General features: G+C 60.7%; 20 protein-coding genes. 17 read left to right on the top strand and 3 right to left on the bottom strand.

Going from position 1 to position 23,924, the window contains the following annotated elements; all coding sequences use genetic code 11:
- The first annotated feature begins 30 nt into the window (after positions 1–30).
- From QE453_RS06540 to QE453_RS06565, 6 genes are read left to right on the top strand one after another with little or no spacing between them, the layout of a single operon-like run.
- A complete protein-coding gene (locus QE453_RS06540) occupies positions 31–957 on the top strand; it encodes a carbohydrate ABC transporter permease (protein ID WP_060942173.1) in 927 nt (308 codons plus the stop codon).
- 10 nt (positions 958–967) lie between these two features.
- Complete coding sequence (locus QE453_RS06545; protein WP_004438176.1) at positions 968–1,798, top strand: carbohydrate ABC transporter permease; 831 nt, start codon at positions 968–970, stop codon at positions 1,796–1,798.
- A 2-nt stretch (positions 1,799–1,800) separates the two neighbouring features.
- Complete coding sequence (locus QE453_RS06550) at positions 1,801–2,883, top strand: sn-glycerol-3-phosphate ABC transporter ATP-binding protein UgpC (protein WP_309776544.1); 1,083 nt, start codon at positions 1,801–1,803, stop codon at positions 2,881–2,883.
- A complete protein-coding gene (locus QE453_RS06555; protein WP_044459759.1) occupies positions 2,880–3,860 on the top strand; it encodes an NAD(P)-dependent oxidoreductase in 981 nt (326 codons plus the stop codon). Before QE453_RS06550 ends, QE453_RS06555 begins: the two co-directional genes overlap by 4 nt.
- Positions 3,788–5,539, top strand: coding sequence for an SMP-30/gluconolactonase/LRE family protein (locus tag QE453_RS06560; RefSeq protein WP_193603377.1), 1,752 nt, complete (start codon positions 3,788–3,790; stop codon positions 5,537–5,539). Before QE453_RS06555 ends, QE453_RS06560 begins: the two co-directional genes overlap by 73 nt.
- Before the next feature lie 3 nt (positions 5,540–5,542).
- Complete coding sequence (locus tag QE453_RS06565; RefSeq protein ID WP_004438185.1) at positions 5,543–6,304, top strand: SDR family NAD(P)-dependent oxidoreductase; 762 nt, start codon at positions 5,543–5,545, stop codon at positions 6,302–6,304.
- Positions 6,305–6,397: 93 nt separating this feature from the next.
- Here the strand turns inward: QE453_RS06565 and QE453_RS06570 are convergent, their stop codons facing one another.
- Positions 6,398–7,624, bottom strand: coding sequence for an MFS transporter (locus QE453_RS06570; RefSeq protein ID WP_006698679.1), 1,227 nt, complete (start codon positions 7,622–7,624; stop codon positions 6,398–6,400).
- A 120-nt stretch (positions 7,625–7,744) separates the two neighbouring features.
- Between QE453_RS06570 and QE453_RS06575 the strand changes: the two genes are divergently transcribed.
- Positions 7,745–8,338 (top strand): TetR/AcrR family transcriptional regulator, encoded by a 594-nt coding sequence (locus QE453_RS06575; RefSeq protein WP_004438189.1) that lies wholly within the window; start codon positions 7,745–7,747, stop codon positions 8,336–8,338.
- Between the two features lie 39 nt (positions 8,339–8,377).
- Here the strand turns inward: QE453_RS06575 and QE453_RS06580 are convergent, their stop codons facing one another.
- Positions 8,378–10,486, bottom strand: a complete 2,109-nt coding sequence (locus QE453_RS06580) for a PAS domain-containing sensor histidine kinase (protein ID WP_037090997.1) — start codon at positions 10,484–10,486, stop codon at positions 8,378–8,380.
- The gene (locus QE453_RS06585) at positions 10,483–11,223 is read right to left on the bottom strand and encodes a response regulator transcription factor (RefSeq protein ID WP_037090999.1); all 741 of its coding nucleotides are present in this window, start codon (positions 11,221–11,223) and stop codon (positions 10,483–10,485) included. The genes QE453_RS06580 and QE453_RS06585 overlap by 4 nt, the downstream gene beginning before the upstream one ends.
- A gap of 239 nt (positions 11,224–11,462) precedes the next feature.
- Between QE453_RS06585 and QE453_RS06590 the strand changes: the two genes are divergently transcribed.
- The 10 genes from QE453_RS06590 (at position 11,463) to QE453_RS06635 (ending at position 23,900) form a co-directional block, all read left to right on the top strand.
- Positions 11,463–12,461 carry an ABC transporter substrate-binding protein gene (locus QE453_RS06590; protein ID WP_037091000.1) on the top strand — a complete coding sequence of 333 codons (999 nt, stop codon included), beginning with the start codon at positions 11,463–11,465 and terminating at the stop codon, positions 12,459–12,461.
- 114 nt (positions 12,462–12,575) lie between these two features.
- A complete protein-coding gene (locus tag QE453_RS06595; protein WP_153775265.1) occupies positions 12,576–13,601 on the top strand; it encodes an ABC transporter substrate-binding protein in 1,026 nt (341 codons plus the stop codon).
- Positions 13,602–13,686: 85 nt separating this feature from the next.
- Positions 13,687–15,918 carry an iron ABC transporter permease gene (locus QE453_RS06600; protein ID WP_262622360.1) on the top strand — a complete coding sequence of 744 codons (2,232 nt, stop codon included), beginning with the start codon at positions 13,687–13,689 and terminating at the stop codon, positions 15,916–15,918.
- Positions 15,915–16,976 (top strand): ABC transporter ATP-binding protein, encoded by a 1,062-nt coding sequence (locus QE453_RS06605; RefSeq protein WP_022563549.1) that lies wholly within the window; start codon positions 15,915–15,917, stop codon positions 16,974–16,976. Before QE453_RS06600 ends, QE453_RS06605 begins: the two co-directional genes overlap by 4 nt.
- A 306-nt stretch (positions 16,977–17,282) precedes the next feature.
- A complete protein-coding gene (locus QE453_RS06610; protein ID WP_004438202.1) occupies positions 17,283–18,320 on the top strand; it encodes an NAD(P)-dependent alcohol dehydrogenase in 1,038 nt (345 codons plus the stop codon).
- A 374-nt stretch (positions 18,321–18,694) separates the two neighbouring features.
- Positions 18,695–19,579 carry an AraC family transcriptional regulator gene (locus tag QE453_RS06615; RefSeq protein ID WP_004438205.1) on the top strand — a complete coding sequence of 295 codons (885 nt, stop codon included), beginning with the start codon at positions 18,695–18,697 and terminating at the stop codon, positions 19,577–19,579.
- Positions 19,580–19,676: 97 nt separating this feature from the next.
- Positions 19,677–20,588, top strand: coding sequence for an ABC transporter substrate-binding protein (locus QE453_RS06620; RefSeq protein ID WP_004438208.1), 912 nt, complete (start codon positions 19,677–19,679; stop codon positions 20,586–20,588).
- Positions 20,589–20,659: 71 nt separating this feature from the next.
- A complete protein-coding gene (locus QE453_RS06625) occupies positions 20,660–22,162 on the top strand; it encodes a sugar ABC transporter ATP-binding protein (protein WP_006698672.1) in 1,503 nt (500 codons plus the stop codon).
- Positions 22,152–23,129, top strand: coding sequence for an ABC transporter permease (locus QE453_RS06630; protein WP_004438211.1), 978 nt, complete (start codon positions 22,152–22,154; stop codon positions 23,127–23,129). The genes QE453_RS06625 and QE453_RS06630 overlap by 11 nt, the downstream gene beginning before the upstream one ends.
- 39 nt (positions 23,130–23,168) lie before the next feature.
- Complete coding sequence (locus QE453_RS06635) at positions 23,169–23,900, top strand: SDR family oxidoreductase (protein ID WP_004438213.1); 732 nt, start codon at positions 23,169–23,171, stop codon at positions 23,898–23,900.
- Positions 23,901–23,924: the final 24 nt, after the last annotated feature.

The raw sequence follows: 23,924 nt of genomic DNA on the forward strand, positions 1-23,924 counted from the left end.
TACCATCCGCATCCGGCAGGAGGACCATCCATGACCGCACCCGTTCGGGCCGGGCGCCGCAAGTTCTTTGATCTTGCGCGTCCCAGCCGGCAACATCTCCTCGGCTATATTCTGATCGCACCCGCGGTCCTGATGGTTGCCGCCATCATCGTCTGGCCGCTTGTGCTGGCCATCGACCTGTCTTTCCAGCAGGTCAAGATACCGCGGCTCGGTGGCGCAAGCCGGCCGTTTTCACTCAGCAATTACACCTGGCTTTTCTCATCGCCGGAATTCTGGCTCGCCTGCTGGGTGACGCTGAAGCTGGTTGTCGTCGTCACCGCGGGCAGCGTGGCCGTTGGCCTCAGCACGGCGCTTCTGGCCAATAACCGCTTCAAGGGCCGAACCGTTGCGCGGCTGGGAATGGCGCTGCCCTGGGCAGTGCCGGAAATCATCGCGGTCGTCATCTTCGCATGGATGTTCGATACGTCCTTCGGGCTGTTCGGATGGCTGGCGATAAAGCTCGGTTTCACCGACCAGATGATCCCGTGGGTGAGCAGTTCGACAGCCGCCTTCTGGGCTGTCGCTATCACCATGGTCTGGAAGGGTTTTCCTTTCGTGTCGATCATGTGCCTCGCTGGTCTGCAATCCATTCCCGCCGATTATTACGCGGCCGCCAAGGTGGATGGCGCGAGCGTCTGGCAGCGTTTCCGCTGGATCACCATGCCGCTTTTGATGCCGGTGCTGGGCGTGACGCTGGTGCTGACGCTTCTGTGGGTGTTCCGCGACTTTTCCATCATCAAGGTTCTGACCGGTGGCGGACCGCTGAGGTCGACCCAGACCCTGTCGATCATGACCTATGACCAGGCCTTCCAGTATCACAATTTCGGCCGCGCCGCCGCCGTGGGCGTGCTGACACTGGTGATCTGTATCGTCGCGAGCCTTCTGATGCTCGGCCGGCGTTCGAAATCGATCTATTGAGGAGGCTTTGATGAAACGGACATTTTTACAGAGCCTTGCCCTTTACGCGACTGTCATCTTCACGCTGGTGATGATCCTGTTCCCGGTCTACTGGCTTCTGGTCACGGCGCTCTCCACCACCGATGAACTGTACCGCCTTCCGCCGACCTTCTGGCCGGATGATGCGCAATGGGACATTTTCGCCAGGGTCTGGGCCGCGAAGCCGATCCTGCTATGGCTGTGGAACTCGATGCTTGCGGCCGTCGGCTCGGTGGCGCTGTCGATGCTCGTCTCCGTCAGCGCCGGTTATGCCCTTTCGCGTTATTCCATGCGGGGCGGCGCGACCATGGGTCTCTTCGTCCTGACGGCGAAGATGCTTCCTGCAACGCTGCTCGTCATTCCGCTGTTTTCGATCTTTTCCAGCTTCGGTCTGATCGGCAGCCTCTGGACACTGGTGCTGGCGCATTCGACCATGATCATTCCTTTCGCCACATGGATGCTGAAAGGCTATTTCGACACCATTCCGAAGGAACTGGAGCAGGCCGCGATGGTCGACGGTTGCTCGCCGATCGGTGCAATGGTCCGGGTCGTGCTTCCGATCGCCACACCCGGTCTTGCTGCCACGGCACTTTATGCCTTCGTGCTCAGCTGGGCGGATTACGCCTATGCCCGCACCTTCCTCGTCAACTCGCCGGACAACTGGACGGCCAATCTCGGCATCACCACGATGCAGGGCGAATACGTCACCTACTGGAACGACATTTCCGCCGCATCCGTGTTCATCGCGCTGCCGATCATCGCAATCTACCTGTTTCTGGAACGTTATTTGGTCGGCGGACTCACCGCTGGCGCGGAGAAATAAGCATGGCCAATATTTCCATTCGCAATGTCAGCAAGTCCTATGGCGCCCTCAACGTGCTCAGGCCCTTTTCGCTCGAGATCGAAAACGGCGAGTTCGTGGTGCTGGTCGGGCCTTCCGGCTGCGGCAAGTCGACGATGCTGAAAATCCTTGCAGGCCTTGAACCGGCAAGCGAAGGGCAGATCTTCATCGGCGAAAACGAAGTCACGGATCTGGCGCCGGGTGACCGCGACATCGCCATGGTGTTTCAGAATTACGCGCTTTATCCGCACCTGACGGTCCGGCAGAACATCGGCTTCGGCCTGAAGATGCGCGGCACGGACAAGACGGAGATTGATCGCCGGGTGGATGACGCGGCGCGCATTCTCGAGGTAACGCCCTATCTCGATCGCAAGCCGAAGGATCTCTCGGGCGGACAGCGGCAGCGCGTGGCGCTCGGCCGCGCCATCGTGCGTCAGCCGCAGGCCTTTCTGATGGACGAACCGCTGTCCAACCTCGATGCCAAGCTGCGCGTCCACATGCGTGCCGAAATCGGCGCCCTGCACAAGCGTATCGGTGTCACCACCGTTTATGTGACGCATGACCAGGTGGAAGCCATGACCATGGCGGACCGGGTGGTTATCATGCAGGGCGGCATCATCCAGCAGATCGCGGCGCCCGATGAGCTTTTCAACAATCCGGCCAACCTCTTTGTCGCCGGTTTCATCGGATCGCCCGGCATGAATTTCCTCAACGCGGAACTGCGTGACGGCGCACTGACTGTTTTCGGCCAGAAGGTAAACCTGCCGGCGGCATCTGCCAGGCAGGGTAGCGTGATCGTGGGCTTGCGGCCAGAGCATCTCGTTCTGGGCGATGGGCCGGTGACCTTCAGCGTTCGCCCGACGCTGGTGGAAAGTCTGGGATCGGAAAAATACGTCTATTTCGATGCGGAACGCGCAAGGGTCGCAGATGGCGAGGAGGGCAGGTCCAAGGGGCTGATCGCCCGCGTCTCGCATAGCGGCAACCTTCGGGCTGACGAAGCGCTTCAGCTCGGCTTTGATCCGGCACAGCTTTATCTCTTCGACGCAAAGACCGGAGCACGGCTATGATCCTCGTCACCGGATCGGCAGGCCGTGTGGGTCGTGCTGTCGCCGCTGCCTTGCGTATGGACGCTCGGGCGGTCCGCGGCTTTGACCTTCGTCCGTCGGGTACGGGCGGTGAGGAGGTCGTCGGATCGCTGGAGGACGGGCAGGCGCTGTCCAAAGCCATGGAAGGTGTGAGCGCCGTTCTGCATCTCGGGGCCTTTATGTCATGGGCGCCGGAGGACCGGGACCGCATGTTTGCGGTCAATGTCGAAGGCACGCGCCGTCTTCTGGATGCGGCCGCAGCCGCAGGCGTGCAGCGGTTCGTCTTCGCCTCTTCAGGAGAAGTCTATCCGGAAAACCGCCCCGAATTCCTGCCGGTCACCGAGGATCATCCGCTTCGCCCCAGTTCGCCCTATGGCCTGACCAAGCTTCTGGGCGAGGAACTGGTTCGCTTTCACCAGCGGACTGGCAGCATGGAAACCGTGATCCTGCGCTTTTCTCATACGCAGGATGCGGCTGAGCTGCTGGATCAAGACAGCTTCTTCTCCGGCCCGCGTTTTTTCCTGCGACCGCGCATTCGGCAGCAGCGGAATTTCGGGAACGTTGCGATTGCCGAACTGCTACAGTCCCGGGATATCGGCGAAGCGTCACATATATTGGCGCGTAATGAAAACGGCCGGCCATACCGCATGCACATAACCGATACACGCGATATGGTGGCCGGGATCCTGCTCGCCCTCGATCACCCTGACGCGGCGGGCTGCATCTTCAATCTCGGCGCGGATGAGCCATCCGATTTCGCCGAGCTTCTGCCGAAAATGGCCGCGGTGACCGGCCTCCCCATCGTGACTGTCGATTTTCCCGGCGACGGCGTTTATTACCATACGTCTAACGCGCGGATCAAAAACACCCTGGGGTTTGAGGCACAATGGACGATGGACCGGATGCTGGAAGAGGCGGCCGCCGCAAGGCGGCAGCGTCTCGCGAAGGAGACGCGATGAAACCCGAGACACCGGGCGGCACCGCTGCGCTGGCGAAGGGGTTGACCCTTCTCGACATGGTGGCCGATGCGCCGGAGCCGCCGCGTTTTGCGGAACTGTTGCGCGCATCCGGCCTGCCCAAGCCGACTTTTGCCCGCATCCTGCGCACCCTCATAGCCTATGGGCTCGTCCGTCAGGATGAGGCGCGTGGAACCTATGTTCTGGGCCAGCGCTTTCTCGAAATGTCCCACAAAGTCTGGGAGAGCTTCGATCTGGTATCGGCCGCGACACCCGAACTCGAGAGGTTGGCTGCCGAACTGGGCGAGACCGTAGCGCTCTGCCGGCTGGACGGCATCATGACGCAATATCTTGCGGAACGTTCTCCAAACGGTCTCTCCGTGCGGGTAGAAGTGGGACGCCGGGTTCCTTTGCATTGTACCGCGCCGGGCAAGGCGCTGCTTGCCTTTCAGGACCCTGCTGTCGGCCGTTCCCTGCTCGATCGGCTGACGCTCGATGCGCAGACGCCGCGGACGATTACCACGCTCGATTCACTTCAGGCCGATCTGACGCTGACGCGGGCGAGGGGTTACTCGATCTCCTATGAGGAGCACCTGCCAGGGGTGAATTCCGTTGCCGCACCCGTCATGGGCCGTGACAATACGCCGATGGGTGTGCTTGTCGCGCTCGGGCCGTCGTCGCGGCTCGATGCGTCCAACATTCATCCTGCCGGGCGTGAACTGATTGCCGCTGCACGCCGGATTACCGGCGCCGCCGGGGCTGTCGCCATCAGCTCGCGGCCACGACCGCGTTCGGCAACAGGACGTCCCAGCGCCGAACTCAGCTGCATTCTTCCCTGGGGGGCGCAGCTTGGGGAAAGCCCGGTCTGGCATGAAGGCGAAAACGCGCTCTACTGGGTGGATATTCTGCACCCCGCCGTCCATCGTTTCGATCCCGCCACCGGCCGTAACGAAACCTGCGAGACAGGTAAGCTGGTCAGTGCCGTCATTCCAGTCTCCGGAGGGCGATTGCTGGTGGCGTCGCAGGATGGCGTCGAATGGCTGGACTTCACTTCGGGCCGGCTGACACCCTTCGTCAGCCCGGAGGCTGGCATTGGCGATAACCGCTTGAACGATGCCAAATGCGGGCCGGACGGCGCCATCTGGGTCGGGTCGATGCGCATCGATGCCTCCAAGCCCACCGGCGCGCTTTATCGGATCAATGCCGATGGGGCATTCGAACGCAAGGAAGGCGGCATCGTCGTCTCCAACGGTCTCGGCTGGAGCCCCGATGGCAGGACCTTCTATTTCGTCGATACGGTGCCCGGCCTTATCCATGCCTATGATTGTGATCCGACGACGGGCGCCCTGTCGCAGCGCCGCGAATTTGCCCGTATTCCCGTGGCCGACGGCCGTCCGGACGGCCTCGCCGTGGATGCGGAAGGCGGGGTGTGGTGTGCGATCTGGGACGGCTGGTGCGTGCGCCGCTATCTTCCGAACGGCAAGCTGGATCAGGTGATCGAGATGCCGGTGCCGCGCCCGTCGAGTGTGGCCTTCGGCGGGCCGGACCTGTCGACGCTCTTCATCACCAGTGCCCGCACGCGCCTGCCGGCATCCACGCTCGCCGACGCCCCGCTGTCTGGTGGCCTGTTCTCCTGCCGCCCCGGAATTGCCGGCGCGCGCATTTCACTGTTCGAAGGATAAATTATGCGTCTTGAAAGCGTCTTTGGTTTGAAAGGCCGCACGGCGCTCGTCACCGGTTCCAGCCGCGGCATAGGGGCAGCCATAGCGGAAGGGCTGGCGGGGGCCGGCGCGCATGTCATCCTGCATGGCGTGAAGCCGGGTGCGACAACCGCCGTGCGGCAACGCATCGCGGACGGCGGTGGCTTGGCCCAAGAGCTGGCGGGTGATCTCTCCGAACCGGGCGCCGGGCGCGATCTTGTCGAGCGCGCCGAGACGGTCGCACCGGTTGATATTCTCGTCATCAATGCGAGCGCCCAGATCAATGCGGTACTGTCGGAGCTGAAGCCCGATGATCTGGCGTTTCAGCTGGCTGTCAATCTCGGGTCGACAGTGGACATGCTGCAGACGATCCTGCCGCGCATGGCGTCGCGAAAATGGGGAAGGGTGGTTTCCATCGGCTCGGTCAACCAGTTGCGGCCGAAGGGCATCGTCACCGCCTATGCCGCCACCAAGGCTGCGCAGCATAATCTGATCCAGAGTCAGGCGCGCGACTATGCGAAGGACAATGTTCTCCTCAACACTCTAGCGCCCGGTCTGGTCGATACGGATCGCAATGCCCATCGCCGGGACGAAGACCCCGAAGGCTGGGCTGAATATGTCCGGACCCTGAACTGGATGGGACGAGCCGGTCAGCCGGAGGAAATGGTGGGCGCCGCCATCTTCCTGTCTTCGCAGGCCTGCAGCTTTATGACCGGCGAGAGTATTTTCCTGACGGGCGGTTATTGACTTCTCCGCATATCCTGCGCGGAGAAGCGTTTTTGAAGCGTCTACTCATGAGAAGCGGTGCGGTCCGTTCGTTTCAGTGTCCGCCAGCCCGGATCATTCGGCGGGCTGCGCTGCCGGAGACCCACCCGGATGCCTTCGCTCCGCCGAGAGGCTGCGCTGACCAAGCCCAATGATCGTCACCGTTGAAAGGCTTGCGGCGACCGACACCCAGAAGCCATTGTCCGGGCCGAAATTGTCGATCACCCATCCCGAGACGAAAGCGCCCAGCGCCATGCCGATACCGATACCGGTCATGACCCAGGTCACGCCTTCCGTCAGCATCGATTCCGGCACCCGGCGTTCAATCAGGCCGAAAGCGGTGATGAAAATGGGAGAGATTGCCACACCGCTGAGGAACACGGCAAAGGCAAGCAGGGCGACACTGGATGCCGCGACGAGGAGCGGCAGCGCCGTCAGGGCAAGAACGCTGACAGCGATCAGCAATTGCCGGTGCAGCGGCGTTTTCGGGTTGAGCGCACCAAGAAGCAGGCCGACGACGAAAGAGCCAATGGCATAGACGCCGATGACGAGGCTGGCTGCTTCCGGCTGGCCGAGTTCCTTGGTGATGGCGACGGCGCTCACCTCGGCGGTGGCGAAAGTCGAGCCGACGAAGATCAGCGCGACCGTGATGATCTGTACCGGACGCAGCCATATTGCAGAACGCTGCCGACGGCCGCCCTCGACCGGACGCACTTTGGGTTCTGTGGATCGCTGCAGAAGAAAGGCAAATGTTCCGACCGCCAGAAATGCCGTGCTGATCATCATGCCCGCTTCTGGAAAAAGCGAAACCGCAAGCCCGACGGAAAGCGATGCACCCGCAATGTAGACAAGTTCGTCAGCCGCGGATTCGAAGGCAAAGGCCGTATTCAGTTCCGGCCGGTCCCGAAAGAGTTCCGTCCAGCGGGCCCGCATCATGGCGGGGATGCTTGGCATGGCGGCGGCGAGGAAAGCGGAAAGAAACAGCGTCCACGCCGGCCATCGCTGATTGGTGGCGATGATCAACGCCGCAAAGGCGAGGACGGATAGAATGGTCGCGGGGATGAGAACGCTGCTTTGGCCCCGGCGGTCCACCAGCCGCGAGATTTGCGGCGCGACGGCGGCATTGGTCAGCGCGAAGGTTGCCGATACGGCGCCTGCCAGCCAATATTCGCCATGCGTTTGCGACAACATGGCCACGATGCCGATCGGCGCCATGGCGATGGGGAGGCGGGCAAAGAAACCTGCAGCTGAAAAGCCTTTGGCGCCTGGAACCCGGAAAATTTCTCTGTATGGATTAGACATCGGATGCACCTTGTTTAGGGAGTATCCACCACAAACATACGTGGCGTATGTGAATGAAATAATTGCATACGCGGCGTATGTCAACTAATATACGCGACGTATGTAGATGCTGGAGCAAAAATGCGCAAACCTCGCAGTGAAATGATTGCTGAAACGCGGGCAAAGCTGCTGGCTGCCGGACGCAGGGCGTTTGGCAGTATTGGTTATGCTGAGGCCTCCATGGATGATTTTACCGCCGAGGCAGGGCTGACCCGTGGTGCGCTCTACCATCATTTCGGTGACAAAAAGGGTTTGTTGCTGGCGGTGGTGGCCGAGATCGACGCGGAGATGACAAAAAGGCTTTGCGAGATTTCTTCGAGAGCCTCGACGCGTTGGGAAGGGTTCGTCGAGGAGAATGTCGGCTATGTCCGTATGGCGCTTGAACCGGAAATCCAGAGGATCATGTTTCGCGATGGACCGGCCGTCCTTGGCGATCCATCCCGCTGGCCAAATGCCAATGGCTGTATTTCCGCTGTTTCGCGCAGTCTCGATGCGCTCAAGCAGGAGGGAACGATCGCCGATATCGATTCCGAGGCGTGTGCCCGTTTCATCAATGCCGCGAGCAGCAGCGCAGCCCAGTGGATTGCCAATTCTGACGATCCGGAAACAACGTCGGAACGGGCCGTAAGGAGTTTCCGGACCTTTCTGGATGGATTGCGCATCAGCAAGGGCTGATCCCCGGGCGGCAGTGCCCCGACACCCGATCCTGCAATGTTATCTCGCCTGTCCGGCATGAATCGGGAAAAGCAGCTGTACCCTTGCGCCCTCACCGGGCTTTGAATGGATGTGGGCTTCGCCACCGCTCTGGCGCACGAAACCATAGACCATGGCAAGTCCCAGGCCTGCGCCTCCATGGTCCCCCCGGGTGGTGAAATAGGGTTCGAAGGCCTTGTCCACGGCCTCCGGCGTCATGCCGATGCCCTCGTCCGAGACGGTTATCGCCAGGGTATCCTTCTCGCAGGCCGCCTCGATTGAAATCAGGCCGCCCTCCGGCATGGCGGCCGCGGCGTTGAGGCAGAGATTGAGGATGGATTGCTCGAAGAGGGCGGGGTCGAGCGGGATGGCCGGAAGATCATCATCGAAATCGAGTGCAATCCGGCATTTGGGGCCAACCGCGATCTCGAGAATATCGGCCATGCCGCGCAGTAGATTGGCCACGTTGATGCAGCTTGGATGGATGGGCTGCTGGCTGCCGATGGTCAGCATGCTGCTGGCCAGGGAGCGGCCGCGATCAGCTGCCTTGCGAATGCGGGCAATATGCCGGTTCTGGCGGTCATTGAAACCGGCCTCTCGCTCCAGAAGGCCGAGGCTGCCGGTGATGATGCCGATCATGTTGCCCACCTCGTGGCTGACCTGGTGGGTCATGCGCATGATGCCGTCCAGCCGCTGGGCCTTGACTGCTTCCGCCTCCTGCCGGTCTAGCGCGGTCACATCGCGGGCAAGCAGCACGATGCCGCCATCCGGCTGGCGCGACATCGATATTTCTATAACCCGCTGGTCGGCAGTTCGATGCCGCACCACGGCGCGCTCCAGCAGGTTCCCATGCCCACCATCGAAGGGCAGCAGCGTCGAATCGATTTCGGGAATGGGCTCGACGAACCGGCGGATCGGCAGCTTTCGGGACGAGCCGGAACGCCCGACAAGTTCGATGATGCGGCGGTTCATGGTGATAGGCCGCCCGGCCGGATCGAACAGCGCTATTCCCTCATTCATGTTGCGGAATGTGGAGCGGATGGTGCGGGCTGCGGCTTCGGCCGTACGCCTGAGGCGAGAGACGCGGTCGACGCTGTCGTGGAAGGCGCGAAACGCGTCGAGCAGGCGGATGAGCTCCGTCTCGGGACCCGTATAGGAGGGCGGCCCGACATCCGTTTCCCCCTTGGCGAGGGCATTCATGCCGTTGGAGAGCGTCACGATCCCGCGCGAGACACGCATCACCGACCGGATCGAAAAGATCGCCACGATGAGAACCAATAGCGAGGCAACGGCCACAATGATCAGCAGCCGGTTGAGAGCATCGGAGGTGGAGATAAGGTCTTCGTTCAGACTGCGCGCGACCGCGTCGCCCTGCGTTTCGGTCACATGCGAAAGATCGCGCGAGACGGTGTGAAGGCGCGAGACCGAGGCGCGGATCGCAAACATCTCCAGAAGGTAACGGCTCTGGGCCTCGAAAACCCGCTCATATGGCTGAAGCTCGGCAACGGGCAGACGCTCGCCCGGATAACCCTGTTGACGTGCCGTTGTTTCCGCCACATAGCGGCGGCGCAGTTCGCCAAGCTGAAAAAGACTGTCGGACGCGGACGCGGCCTGTACGATGCCGTTCATCCGCCGGCGCAGCTCCGGATCGAGGATACCCTGACCGGTGGCGATTTCGCCAAGCGCGGCTGCCGCCTCCGCCTTGTGGCCCTGCGCGGCATCGGCATCCTTAGCGAGATCGAGTGTCTGCGCTCGGATACGCTGCAGCAGTTCAACGATACGCTCGCTCGCAAAGCCGCGTGCTGCCCGCTCGCCGCTGCCCGGCTCTGTCATCTGCAGAAGCAGATCGACCTGCTGGACAACGGAGCGGCTTTCGCTGGAAACGCGATAGGGCGAGGCGGCATTCATCAGGAAAGGTGCACTGGAGACGAGATCGGAGACCTGCCGCGAGACCAGCGAGGCCTTGGCGAGACTGGAGAAGGCCTGCAATCCATAGGCCGCCATTTCATCGCGGGCGCGCTGCAATCCGTAAATCGCGATGGCGGACAGGCTGAAGACGAGGACGCAGGTAAAGACGATCGCAAAGGGCAGGCGAAAGGCGATGGAGGAAAGGAAGGAGCGGCTGATCACGGGTAGGGCTCGCCCTCATCGGTGTGGAGCACGTAACCCTTACCGCGCCGGGTCTTGATATGGCGCGGCAGATCGGGGTTTATCTCGATCTTGCGCCTCAGCCGCAGCACCAGCACGTCGACGTTTCTGTCGATATAACGGTCGCTCTCCGAACCCAGCCTGTCGAGAATCTGGGAACGGCTGACGGGCTGGTTGGGCGTCTCGGCAAGAACTTCCAGAAGCGCGAATTCGGCGCTCGTCAGTGTCCGGCTGCGGTCCGCGAGGCAGACAGCGCGGCGTGCATCAAGATCAATCGCCCAGTCCCCAAGCCGCAGCGCCGCGCGCCCGTGGTCACGCTCGCTGTCCTTCTCCTGTTTTAGCGAGGGAATTGTCCGGCGCAGGACGGCCTTGATCCGCGCCGTGAGCTCGATTGGTTCGAAGGGCTTGACCACGTAGTCGTCGGCGGCGGTTTCCAGGCCGAGCACCCGGTCGGCGGCACTTCCGGCGGCGGTGACCATGACGATGCCGATGTCGATCTGGCTGCGCAGCCGCTGAGCGAAGGTGCGCCCGGACGTGCCAGGCAGATTGTGATCGACGAGGACGAGCTGCATCCTGTCCTTTGCCAGTATCTCGTCGGCCTCCTCTGCGGAGCGCGCACAGGTGGGCAGCCAGCCCTCGGCCTCGACGAGATCCGAGATAAGCTCGGCCATATCCGGATCGTCCTCGACGATCAGAATGCGAACCTTCTGATTAAGCACTGCAACTTCCTCCCGCCACCATCATAGGCATGGTGGCGGCTATCTTCAAAGGCTCGCTGGTTATCTCTCCTGTCATAATTGTAATATCTGTAATCTTGTTCGGCAGTGCGGTGAAAGATTGGTAACCATTCTTCGATTGCGGTGCGGACAGGATGTGACATGCTGTTGATGGAGACTGGAACGGGGAGGTTCCAGGCAGGGAGGCTTAATTGAAAGCATTGACCGCACTTGCGGCGAGCATGGTCCTTTGGCTGTGCGGCGCAGGGCATGGCATGGCCGAACCGAAGTTGAACGTCCTGTGCGGCGTCGATGAGGCCTGGTGCGTGACCATGCAGCGGGCATTCGAAGCCAAGACCGGACTTGAAATTTCGATGGTTCGCAAAAGCACCGGCGAAATTCTCGACCAGATTCGCGCCGAGCGATCCCATCCGACAGTCGACGTGTGGTGGGGCGGCACCGGCGATACACATTTGCAGGCAGGTTCCGAAGACCTGCTGGACGAATATCGGCCCGCCAATCAACAGGATCTGTTGCCCTGGGCGCAGAACTTCAATGCGATGTCCGGGTCGAAATCGGCTGGAATTTATGCTGGCGCGCTTGGTTTTGCCTATAATTCGGAACTGCTTGCCAAAAACAGCTTACCCGCTCCCACCTGCTGGAAGGATTTGGCCAAGGACGTCTATCGTGGCCATATCCTGACCGGCAATCCGAATTACTCCGGCACGGCCTTCACCATGCTCGCCACGCTTGTGCAGCTGTTCGGCGAGGAAGAAGCCTTTGGTTTCATGACGAAGCTGAACCTCAATGTCGTGGGTTATACCAAGGTCGGTTCGGCACCCGTCAAGGCGGCGGCGCGGGGTGAGGTTCTTATCGGGATTTCCTTCATGCATGATGCCGTGACCCAGAAGATCGAGGGTTTCCCGCTGGTCATCGTCGCGCCCTGCGAGGGCACCGGCTACGAGATCGGGGCGGTCAGCATTGTCAAGGGCAACCACAATACGGCGCTTGCGCAGACCTTCGTGGAATTTGCGCTGAGCCCTGAAGGACAGGAAACCGGCGCCATAGCAGGCCAGAACCAGGTGCCGTCCAACGCCCGGGCGACATTGCCGCTGACAGCACCTGATATATCGATGATCAAGATGGTGGATTACGACTTTGCCACCTTCGGCCAGCCGGAAGAGCGAAGTCGATTATTGAGCCGCTTCGACAGCGAGATTCACCCGAGCCAGACCCAGTAGGGCCAAATACCAAAAGCCCCGAAACGACAGCACGCGCGCCACAAGGTGCCGCGACCGGCAGCGCTATGTCTGCACGTGACCCAAAATTCAGACGCAAGCTACAGGAGGATAACCATGCGACTGACGATACTTTCCACTCTGCTTTTTGCCGGTACGGCACTGAGCGCCGTTTCCGCGCAGGCGGCCGGCGAACTGAACCTGATCTGCTCGGCCGATGTCGTTATCTGCGAACAGATGAAGGGTGATTTTGAAAAGTCTCATGACATCAAGGTCAATATGGTGCGCCTGTCTTCGGGCGAGACCTATGCCAAGGTGCGCGCGGAAGCCCGCAACCCGAAAACCGATATCTGGTGGGCCGGCACGGGCGACCCGCACATGCAGGCAGCCTCGGAAAACCTGACGCTCGAATACAAGTCGCCGATGCTGGACCAGTTGCAGGACTGGGCGGTCAAGCAGGCGGAGAGCACGGGTTACCGGACTGTCGGCGTTTATGCCGGTGCCCTGGGCTGGGGCTACAACACCGAGATATTCAAGTCCAAGGGTTACAAGGAGCCAAAGTGCTGGGCCGACCTTCTGGCGCCGGAACTCAAGGGCGAAATCCAGATCGCCAATCCGAACTCTTCGGGTACCGCCTATACCGCGCTTGCCTCACTTGTGCAGATCATGGGCGAGGATCAGGCCATCGATTACCTGAAGAAGCTCAACGCCAATATCTCGCAATATACCAAGTCCGGCTCGGCACCGGTCAAGGCGGCCGCGCGCGGCGAGACGGCGCTCGGCATCGTCTTCATGCATGATGCGGTGGCCCAGACTGCGGAAGGTTTCCCGGTCAAGTCAATCGCTCCGTGCGAGGGCACGGGTTACGAGATCGGCTCCATGTCGATCATCAAGGGCGCCCGCAACCTCGAAAATGCCAAGACCTGGTACGACTGGGCGCTGAAGCCGGAGGTCCAGTCGCGCATGAAGGACGCCAAGTCCTTCCAGCTGCCGTCCAACAAAACGGCGGAAGTGCCGAAAGAGGCACCGAAGTTCGAGGACATCAAGCTCATCGACTACGACTTCAAGACCTATGGCGATCCTGCCAAGCGCAAGGCGCTGCTGGAACGCTGGGATCGCGAAGTTGGTGCGGTCGCCAACTGATCTGAACTCCGGCGATCGGCATCCCGGCTTTTGAAGCCGGGGTGTCCGCCACTCTTTCATCGGCATGAAACAAGCGAGGTCGGCCATGACACGTGGCAATCGCAGGCTGGACATCGTCCTGGCGCTCGGGGCTTTTGCCCTCATTCTTCTTCCCTGGTATCGCATCGAAGGCGGCTTTTACAGCTTGCGCTGGCTGTCCGGGTTTTTCTCCTCCGCCAGCAATGCACCCGGTGTGTTGCAGACACTGTCTTATGGAAAACCATGGATGGTGGGCATTGTCATTTTCTTCCTTGCCGCATGCCTTGTCCGGCCGATCCGTGATCCGATGCGCCGGGGCGGTTTGCTTGCATTCATTGGCGCTGCTGGTCTCGTCTTCCTTGCCTTGCAAGGGCTGGCCATCGGCTTTACCGGCTGGACCTGGACAATCAGCGAAAATCTCTTCGGCATGCTCGCCGATGGCCAGCCGTCCATGGGGGCGGGGGCCGTCGTCATGTCGTTCGTCTTCGTGCTTCTTTTTGCCTTCGGGCTTGCCGAACGTGGTGTCATGAAGGGCGATGCCTTTGTCGTCGGCGCCATTTCCGTTCTGGTTTTCCTCGTTACGGTTTTTGTCTTCTATCCGATCGGCAGTATGCTGGTTGCGTCCGTTCAGGATTTCGACGGCTCCTTTAATGCCGATGGATTCATTCGCAATATCAAGGATCCCGGCATATGGAGCCTTGGCTGCGTCGTGGGTGAGGAGCGCTGCGGTGTTGCCTGGCGCACACTCTTCCTCGCGCTGATGACCGCTTTCGGTTCGACCGTGCTCGGCCTTGGCTTTGCCCTGATCGCCACCCGCACGCGCTTTCCCTTCAAGACGGGACTGCGGCTCCTGACGGTGCTGCCAATCATAACGCCGCCTTTCGTTATCGGTCTTGCCCTGACGCTGCTCTTCGGCCGCGCCGGCGTCGTCACCGAATGGCTTTCCTATCTCTTCGGCATTGAGCCGGGTCGCTGGCTTTATGGCATGACCGGCATCTGGATCGCGCAGGTTCTTTCGTTCACGCCCATCTCGTTTCTGGTGCTGATCGGTGTAGTCGAAGGGGTGAGCCCCTCCATGGAAGAAGCCTCCCAGACGCTGCGCGCCGACCGCTGGCGCACTTTCTGGCGGGTTTCCCTGCCGCTGATGAAGCCCGGTCTCGCCAATGCCTTTCTCATCGGCTTCATCGAAAGCATGGCGGATTTCGGCAACCCGCTGGTGCTTGGCGGCACACACGGCGTCCTGTCGACGGAAATCTTCTTTGCTGTCGTTGGTTCGCAGAACGATCCGTCGCGCGCCGCGGTTCTGGCGATCATCCTGCTGTGTTTCACGCTTTCGGCGTTCCTTGCCCAACGCTTCTGGCTGGCAGGCAAGAATTTCGCCACGGTGACGGGAAAGGGCGACAGCGGCGCGCATATCGCGCTTCCGCGTGGCCTGTCCATCGGCGTTCATGCCGTTGTCGTGCCGTGGATGGTCTTCACAATCGTCGTTTATGGCATGATCCTTGTGGGCGGTTTCGTGAAGACCTGGGGTCTCGACAATTCCCTCACCTTCGACCATTACCTCCGCGCATTTTCCGTGAGTTTCTCCAACAGCTCCATCGCGTGGACCGGCGTTGCCTGGAACTCGTTCTGGACGACCATGAAGATCGCGCTGATTTCCGCTCCGCTCACCGCCGCAGTCGGTCTCCTGACGGCCTATATCATCGTGCGGCAGAAATTTGCCGGGCGGAACCTGTTTGAATTTGCGCTGATGATGAGCTTTGCCATTCCCGGCACAGTCATAGGCGTCAGCTACATCATGGCCTTCAACCTGCCTCCGGTGGAAATGACCGGCTCGGCGCTGATCCTCATCGCCTGCTTTGTGTTCCGTAACATGCCGGTCGGTGTGCGCGGCGGCATTGCGGCGATGAGCCAGCTGGACAAGAGCCTCGACGAGGCCTCGCTGACGCTGCGGGCCAACAGTTTCCGCACCATCCGCAAGGTCATCCTGCCGCTCCTGAGGCCCGCGATCACGGCCGCACTGGTCTATTCCTTCGTGCGCGCCATCACCTCCATCAGCGCCGTCATCTTCCTCGTCAGCGCCGAATACAACATGGCGACGTCCTACATCGTCGGCCTCGTCGAAAACGGCGAATATGGGGTTGCGATTGCCTATTCCTCCATGCTGATCGTGGTGATGATCACCGTCATTGCCGGCTTCCAGTTCCTCGTTGGCGAGCGTCGGCTGCGGCGCGAAAACCGCGTCGCTGGCCTACCATCCGCTTCCCCCGTTCCTCTTGCCCAGGAGAAAACCGCATGATTTCCGTTAAGCCCGGCTCCGTTACCTTCAAGAATGTCCGCAAGACCTTCGGTGCTTTCACCGCCATACCGGACCTGTCGCTCACCATCGAACCAGGCACGCTGGTAACTCTGCTCGGCCCATCCGGCTGCGGCAAGACGACGACGTTGCGCATGCTGGCGGGCCTCGAACACCCGACGTCCGGCCGCATTCTCATCGGCGATCAGGATGTCACGATGCTGCCAGCCAACGAGCGCGATGTCTCGATGGTCTTCCAGTCGTATGCGCTGTTCCCACACATGACGGCGCTCGACAATGTTGCCTATGGCCTGCAATCCTCCGGGCTACGCAAGGCGGAAGCGCGGGAAAAGGCGGAAGAGGGGCTGAAGCTTGTCGGCCTTGCCGGCATGGGGCATCGCCTGCCTGCCGAACTTTCCGGTGGGCAGCAGCAGCGTGTCGCGGTTGCCCGTGCTCTGGTGCTGGAGCCGCAGGTGCTGCTGCTGGACGAACCTCTTTCGAACCTCGATGCCCGCCTTCGCCGCCGGGTCCGCACCGAAATCCGTGAATTGCAGCAAAGACTTGGTTTCACTGCGGTTTACGTGACGCATGATCAGGATGAGGCGCTCGCCGTCTCCGACCGCATCATCGTGATGAAGGATGGAGAGATCGCCCAGTCTGGCGCCCCGCGCGAGCTGTATGAGGCGCCAGCCTCCGCCTTCATTGCCGATTTCATGGGTGAGGCGAATGTCGTGGGCTGCGAAGTGGTAAGGCTGGATGGACCGGACGCAATGGTCCGCGTTGGGGGCATCGATTATCGGCTTTCCGCAGGCAACGCCAGGCTGGGGCCGGCGAAGCTTGCGGTTCGCCCAGGCTCGATTTCAATCGGTCAGCCCGGCGGGCAGGGGGTTGCCGGGCGGGTGCTGCACAGCGCCTATCTGGGCGGCCACGTGGAATACGAGGTGGAAACCGAGATCGGCACGCTTTTCATCATCGATCATATGGCGGAAACCGGCCTGCCGCCGGCAAGCGACGTCACACTCGGCTTCAGGAGCCGCGGTATCGCTTTGATCCAGGCCTGATCCCCAGGCAAGCCAGATGCAGTTCCGGCCCGCTTCTGGCTGTCGACGCGCGGTCAGCACGCCCCATTCCAGATCGCCGCCGTGCCGGGCGAATAGCTCCGGCAGACGAATCAGTCCTCATGTCCGGCTCCGGAAAGGACACGACATCGCGCCAGTGATGAGAAATTGCAGGCTCCTCGATACAGTTTTTCCTGTGTGAAGAAAAACCGGTTATTCCGGCGGATTTCTGTTTACTTTTGCCGAGGTTGCGCGCCATCACGCTGACTGAATTCGCTGCCAGGCGTATCGTAAACCACGGAGGATGAGATGAAGGCACTGGTGCTGGAAGAAAAAGGGAAGCTCGCGCTCAGGGACTTTGATATTCCCGGTAAACTCGGACCGAAGGATGTGCGTATCCGCACCCACACGGTCGGCATTTGCGGCTCCGACGTCCATTATTATACACATGGCAAAATCGGACATTTCGTCGTCAACGCCCCGATGGTGCTCGGGCACGAAGCCTCTGGAACGGTGATCGAAACCGGCGCCGAGGTAACGCATCTCAAGGCTGGCGACCGTGTTTGCATGGAGCCGGGAATTCCCGACGCAACATCGCGCGCGTCAAAGCTCGGCATCTACAATGTGGATCCGGCCGTCCGCTTCTGGGCGACGCCCCCTGTGCATGGTTGCCTGACGCCGGAAGTCATTCATCCCGCTGCTTTCACGTACAAGCTGCCGGACAATGTGTCCTTTGCCGAAGGCGCCATGGTTGAGCCCTTTGCCATCGGCATGCAGGCGGCGCTGCGTGCCCGCATCCAGCCGGGCGATGTCGCCGTGGTAACAGGCGCCGGTCCGATCGGCATGATGGTGGCGCTTGCCGCGCTCGCGGGCGGCTGCGCGAAAGTCATCGTCGCCGATCTTGCGCAGCCCAAGCTCGATATCATCGCCTCTTACGATGGCATCGAGACCGTCAATATCCGCGAGCGCAACCTCGCTGAAGCGATCGCTGAGGCGACGGACGGCTGGGGCTGCGATATCGTCTTTGAATGCTCGGGCGCTGCCCCCGCCATTCTTGGCGTTGCCGCCCTCGCACGACCGGGCGGCGCAATCGTGCTCGTCGGTATGCCGGTCGATCCGGTTCCGGTCGATATTGTCGGCCTTCAGGCCAAGGAACTTCGGGTCGAGACGGTTTTCCGCTACGCCAATGTCTATGATCGCGCCGTGGCGCTCATCGCATCCGGCAAGGTCGATCTGAAGCCGCTGATTTCTGCGACCATTCCCTTTGAAGACAGTATTGCCGGTTTCGACCGTGCGGTGGAAGCGCGGGAAACGGACGTCAAACTGCAGATAGTGATGCCGCAATAAGTGCCGGACATTCGCTCGCTGATGCATAAGCGGCGAAAGGTGCGCGGAAAAGTATAAGTAGGGCCTGCCTGTGGCAGGCAGGCCCTACTCCAAAAATTCATCACAGATCGCCTCCTGTTGAGAATTGTTTGGGCGCATCACGGCAAATTGAGCAAAAAAAACAGGCTCTCCGCAACGTTGGCTGTCAATCACGTTGAGGCACTATTCAATTTCTGGCAAAAAACAGTCAAAAAAGTATCGGTAATTTCTCCGGCGTGATGTGGATGTTTAGCCGCGGCCCGCCCTATGCTCCTCATCAACGCCTGGGACGAGCCATAAAGAGGAATGGCTTCGCTTCGCAAATGCGGCGGACGTGACTGATGGGAGGAACCATGATGCAGCCCGATCTGGAACTGGTGCACATCCGCAAGGGCGAATCTTTCGCTGCCTGGCGGCATGGCTATCCGTTCCGTACCGTGCGCTGGCATTATCATCCCGAATATGAAATTCATCTGGTCGTCGCGACGTCAGGCACCTTCTATATCGGTGATTTCGTCGGCCGTTTCGGCCCCGGTCAGCTCATCATGACCGGCCCCAATCTCCCCCAGAACTGGATCAGCGAGATCGAGCCGGACGAAATCGTGCCGACGCGTTCCCTCGTGATCCAGTTTCCGGAGAGTTTTATCGAGGATGCCTGCGCCTCCATGTCCGAGATGGAAGTGGTGCGCGGCCTGCTGGACCGCAGCCGTCGCGGTATTCTCTTTGACGACGAGACGAGCGATCGGGTCCGCCCGCTGATCCTTCGGCTTATCGAGGCGCAGGGCCTGACGCGTCTGGCACTTTTCTGGGAAATTCTCGATCTCTTGGTCAATGCGCCGACATCCGAGGTGCTGGCAAGCCTCAGCTACGAACTGGATCTGACCGGGATTGGCGACAGCGGCATCAATCGCGCCCTCTCTCATCTGCGCGAGCATCTGACCGAACAGGTGGAGGAAATCGATCTCGCCGACATGGTGGGCCAGAGCCCGAGCGCCTTCTCCCGGGCCTTCAAGCGCCATACCGGCACGACGCTGGTGCGCTATCGCAATCAGTTAAGGATCGATCTTGCCTGCCAGATGTTGCTGGCGGATCAGGATGTGAAGGTGGCCGAGGTCTGCTACGATGTTGGCTTTTCCAATCTTTCCAATTTCAACCGGCATTTCCTGAAACTCAAGGGAATGTCACCGTCGAGGTTCCGAACCATTTTTGCGGCCCAGAAGGCAGCTGTTATGGCGGAGTAAACCAGCGACACATCGCCGATTTTTACCAATTCGGGCAGAGGTCTGTCCGGAAACGGGCACTTGTTGCCCCAACTTTCCTAATGGGAGGAAGAATGAGATGAAAATGAAATCCAAGTTTCTGATGGCGACAGCCGCAATTGCAATGATGGCCGCTCCGGCGCTGGCGCAGGAAAAGCTGAAGATCGGCATGACCTTCCAGGAGCTGAACAACCCCTATTTCGTGTCGATGCAGGAAGCGCTGAAGGAAGCTGCGGCAAGCATCGGCGCTGACGTTGTCGTGACCGATGCCGGCCACGACGTGGCCAAGCAGATTTCCGACGTTGAAGACATGCTTCAGCAGAAGATCGACATCCTGCTCCTCAACCCGACGGATAGCGCCGGCATCGAAGCCGCGGTGCACGCTGCCAAGGCTGCCGGCGCAATCGTCGTTGCAGTTGACGCCAACGCCAATGGCCCGGTCGATACCTTCGTCGGCTCGAAGAACCGTGACGCGGGCTACAAGTCGTGCAAGCATCTCGGTGACGCGCTCGGCGGCAAGGGTGAAGTCGCGATCCTCGACGGTATCCCGGTCGTGCCGATCCTTCAGCGCGTCGAAGGTTGCAAGGCCGCACTCGCCGAATTCCCCGAGATCAAGCTGGTCGATACACAGAACGGCCGTCAGGACCGCTCCGTCGCTCTGGGCGTCGTTGAAAACATGATCCAGTCGCGTCCGAACCTCGCCGGCATCTTTTCGGTGAATGATGGCGGTGCGATGGGCGCTCTGGCTGCTATTCAGGGTTCCGGTAAGGACATCAAGCTGACCTCGGTCGACGGTGCTCCGGAAGCTGTGAAGGCGATTGCTGAGGGTGGTCCTTTCATCGAAACCACCGCGCAGTTCCCGCGTGACCAGGTGCGTGTCGGCCTCGCCATGGCGCTCGCCCAGAAGTGGGGCGCTCGCGTCGTGCCGAAGGAAGTCCCGATCGACGTTATGGTCGTCGACAGCAAGAACGCCGGCGAGTTCAGCTGGTAAGAACTCCTCCCAGGCTCCGTCCCCGCTTTATGCGGGGGCGGGGTTAAATCCCGACCATTGAGGAGGGTGAAATGCTGGAACTGAATGGAATAAGAAAAAGCTTTGGCAAGATCGAAGTCCTGCGCGGCGTCGACCTTGAGGCGCGCGCCGGCGAGGTGCATGCGCTTCTGGGCGAAAACGGCGCCGGCAAATCGACTCTTATGAAGATCCTGAGCGGCATCCTGCAGCCCTCGGAAGGAACGATCCGCATTGACGGCATGGATCGCCGCTTCGCCAATTACGATGAGGCGATTGCCGCCGGTGTCGGCATCGTGTTTCAGGAATTCAGCCTGATCCCTTATCTCAACGCCGTTGAAAACATGTTCCTTGCCCGCGAAATCCGCGGGCCGCTGCGCCTTCTGAACAAGGGCGCGATGCGCAAGCGCGCAGCCGAAATCATGGGCCGGCTCGCCGTGGATGTACCGCTCGACGTGCCGGTGCACCGCCTTTCCGTCGCCCAGCAGCAATTTGTCGAAATCGCCAAGGCCTTGTCACTGGATGCCCGCATTCTCGTGCTCGACGAGCCGACCGCCACGTTGACGCCTTCCGAGACCGAACATCTGTTCAAGGTCATGCGCGAACTGCGACGTCAGGGTGTCGCGATCATCTTCATTTCGCACCACCTCGAGGAAATATTCGAGATCTGCGACCGCATCACCGTCCTGCGCGATGGCGAGCTGATCGGCTCTTGCCTGACGTCGGAGGTCGACAATGACCGCCTGGTTGAAATGATGGTCGGCCGGCGCATCGAAGCCAGCTTCCCGCCGAAGCCGCAACTCGATCCTTCCGCCGCGAAGGTGATCGAAGTCGAGGAGCTGCAACTGAAGAAGGGCGGCCCTGTCTCGCGTTTCGCGCTGCGCAAGGGCGAAATTCTTGGTTTTGCCGGGCTCGTTGGCTCAGGCCGCACGGAAACAGTTCTCGCCATGCTCGGCGCGCATTCCGCGACGCGCCGCAAGATCAAGCTCGATGGTGTGGAGACGCGTTTTTCCGGCCCCGATGATGCGCTGATGCGCGGCATTGGCCTGCTGCCGGAAAGCCGCAAGGAAGAGGGCCTGATCACCAGCTTCTCCATCCTGCAGAATATCTCGCTCAACAATTACGGCAAATACCGCAAGGCGCACTGGTTCCTCGATCTCAAGAAGGAACTGGAGTACACGACAAAGGCCATGGCGCAGGTGCAGGTGAAGGCACAAGGGCCTTACGCCCGCGTCGACACGCTGTCCGGCGGCAACCAGCAGAAGATCGTTATCGCGCGCTGGCTGAACCACGACATGCGCGTGCTGATCTTCGATGAACCGACACGTGGCATCGATGTCGGAGCGAAGGCAGAAATCTATTCGCTGATGCGCGAATTTGCTGCCAGGGGCCATTCGATCATCATGATCTCCTCGGAACTGCCGGAAGTCATCGGCATGTCCGACAGGGTCTGCGTCTTCCGGTCCGGCGGCATCGTTGCCACGGTCGAGGGAGACGACATCAATTCAGAAACAATAATGACAAACGCCACCACCGGGAGAGTTGAACATGTCGCTTGATGCAAACACCGGCGTTGCCGCGAAAACGGGCGGTTTCAGTCTCAGTGCCATGCTGCGCTCGCCGCTCGCCCTGCCGCTGGCGGGTCTGATTGTCGTATCCATCCTGATGGGGCTTGCGAGCGACAATTTCTTCAGCCTCAACAACATCATGAACGTGTTGCGGCAGGTTTCCGTCGTTGGCATTCTGGCCGTCGGCATGACTTTCGTCATTCTGACCGGCGGTATCGACCTGTCGGTCGGCGCTGTCATGGCGCTTATCGGAACGCTTTCCGCTGGCCTGATGGTGAACACCGGCCTCTCGCCTGCAATTGCGCTGCCGGCCGGCCTGTTCATCGGTCTCGGCATCGGCATCTTCAACGGGGCGCTTGTCGCCTGGGGCAAGATGCCCGCCATCATCGTCACGCTCGCCACCATGGGCATGGCCCGTGGCCTTGGCCTTATCTATTCCGGCGGCTACCCCGTCAGCGGTATTCCGAGCTGGATTTCCTGGTTTGGTGTCGGCCGTATCGGTGTGGTTCCCGTCCCAGTCGTCATCATGGTGGTGATCTACGCCATCGCCTGGGTGCTGTTGCAGCGCACCGCTTTCGGCCGCCACGTATATGCGCTCGGCGGAAACGAGCTGGCAGCCCGTCTTTCGGGCGTGAAGACCCAGCGCGTCAAGCTTGCCGTCTATGGCATCTCGGGCGTCACGGCAGCATTTGCGGCACTGATCCTCACCGGTCGCCTGATGAGCGGTCAGCCCAATGCCGGTGTCGGCTTCGAACTCGATGCCATCGCGGCCGTTGTTCTTGGAGGCACGGCGATTGCAGGCGGCAGGGGCCTCATTCTCGGCACGCTCATCGGCGCGGTGCTGCTCGGCATTCTCAATAACGGCCTCAACCTGATGGGCATCAACCCCTATCTGCAGGATGTCATCAAGGGCGGCATCATTCTGCTGGCCATCTATATCGGGCGCGAATGGCGCTGAGCCGGCCCGGAAATATCTTCATAAACGCAGGAGAATTAAATGTCTGAATCGCTGCAAGGCAAGATTGCGGTCATCACCGGCGCCGCATCCGGCATCGGGCTTGCCACCACAGAAGCGCTGTTGGAACAGGGTGCGACCGTGGTCATGGTGGACTGGAACGAGAAGGCCCTGAATGATCTGGTTGCCAAGCTTGGCGACCGCGCCATCCCGCAGGTCACCAATCTGCTCGATGCCGACAGCTGCAACGCGATGATCCCTGAGATCCTCAAGAAGGTCGATCATATCGACATTCTCTATTGCAATGCCGGCACCTATATCGGCGGCGATCTCACCGAGACGACGCCGGAAGCCATCGACAAGATGCTCAATCTCAACGTCAACGCCGTCATGAAGAATGTTCATGCCGTCGTACCGCACATGTCGGAGCGCAAGACCGGCGATATCATCGTCACCTGCTCTATCGCCGGCCACTTCCCGACCTATTGGGAGCCGGTCTATTCCGGCTCGAAATGGGCGATCACCAGCTTCGTGCAGGGCATGCGCCGCCAGATGATCCCGCACGGCGTGCGCGTTGCGCAGGTCTCCCCCGGCCCGGTCGTTTCCGCACTGCTGGCCGATTGGCCGGAGGAAAACCTCCGAAAGGCCAAGGAATCGGGCAGCCTCATCGATGCGAGCGAAGTGGCCGATGCCGTTGTCTACATGCTGACACGCAAGCGCACCGTCACCATCCGCGACATGCTGGTCTTGCCGACCAACTTCGACCGCGTTTAAAAACGTCTGGAGCGGCGGGAAAAC

This window comes from Agrobacterium sp. SORGH_AS_0440 (genome assembly GCF_031453135.1).
GTDB classification, from domain to species: domain Bacteria; phylum Pseudomonadota; class Alphaproteobacteria; order Rhizobiales; family Rhizobiaceae; genus Agrobacterium; species Agrobacterium pusense.

Coding starts and splice junctions, on each gene's coding strand:
- QE453_RS06540 (WP_060942173.1), top strand. CDS start 31: ATGACCGCACCCGTTCGGGCCGGGCGCCGCAAGTTCTTTGATCTTGCG.
- QE453_RS06545 (WP_004438176.1), top strand. CDS start 968: ATGAAACGGACATTTTTACAGAGCCTTGCCCTTTACGCGACTGTCATC.
- QE453_RS06550 (WP_309776544.1), top strand. CDS start 1,801: ATGGCCAATATTTCCATTCGCAATGTCAGCAAGTCCTATGGCGCCCTC.
- QE453_RS06555 (WP_044459759.1), top strand. CDS start 2,880: ATGATCCTCGTCACCGGATCGGCAGGCCGTGTGGGTCGTGCTGTCGCC.
- QE453_RS06560 (WP_193603377.1), top strand. CDS start 3,788: ATGGACGATGGACCGGATGCTGGAAGAGGCGGCCGCCGCAAGGCGGCA.
- QE453_RS06565 (WP_004438185.1), top strand. CDS start 5,543: ATGCGTCTTGAAAGCGTCTTTGGTTTGAAAGGCCGCACGGCGCTCGTC.
- QE453_RS06570 (WP_006698679.1), bottom strand. CDS start 7,624: ATGTCTAATCCATACAGAGAAATTTTCCGGGTTCCAGGCGCCAAAGGC.
- QE453_RS06575 (WP_004438189.1), top strand. CDS start 7,745: ATGCGCAAACCTCGCAGTGAAATGATTGCTGAAACGCGGGCAAAGCTG.
- QE453_RS06590 (WP_037091000.1), top strand. CDS start 11,463: ATGGTCCTTTGGCTGTGCGGCGCAGGGCATGGCATGGCCGAACCGAAG.
- QE453_RS06595 (WP_153775265.1), top strand. CDS start 12,576: ATGCGACTGACGATACTTTCCACTCTGCTTTTTGCCGGTACGGCACTG.
- QE453_RS06600 (WP_262622360.1), top strand. CDS start 13,687: ATGACACGTGGCAATCGCAGGCTGGACATCGTCCTGGCGCTCGGGGCT.
- QE453_RS06605 (WP_022563549.1), top strand. CDS start 15,915: ATGATTTCCGTTAAGCCCGGCTCCGTTACCTTCAAGAATGTCCGCAAG.
- QE453_RS06610 (WP_004438202.1), top strand. CDS start 17,283: ATGAAGGCACTGGTGCTGGAAGAAAAAGGGAAGCTCGCGCTCAGGGAC.
- QE453_RS06615 (WP_004438205.1), top strand. CDS start 18,695: ATGCAGCCCGATCTGGAACTGGTGCACATCCGCAAGGGCGAATCTTTC.
- QE453_RS06620 (WP_004438208.1), top strand. CDS start 19,677: ATGAAAATGAAATCCAAGTTTCTGATGGCGACAGCCGCAATTGCAATG.
- QE453_RS06625 (WP_006698672.1), top strand. CDS start 20,660: ATGCTGGAACTGAATGGAATAAGAAAAAGCTTTGGCAAGATCGAAGTC.
- QE453_RS06630 (WP_004438211.1), top strand. CDS start 22,152: ATGTCGCTTGATGCAAACACCGGCGTTGCCGCGAAAACGGGCGGTTTC.
- QE453_RS06635 (WP_004438213.1), top strand. CDS start 23,169: ATGTCTGAATCGCTGCAAGGCAAGATTGCGGTCATCACCGGCGCCGCA.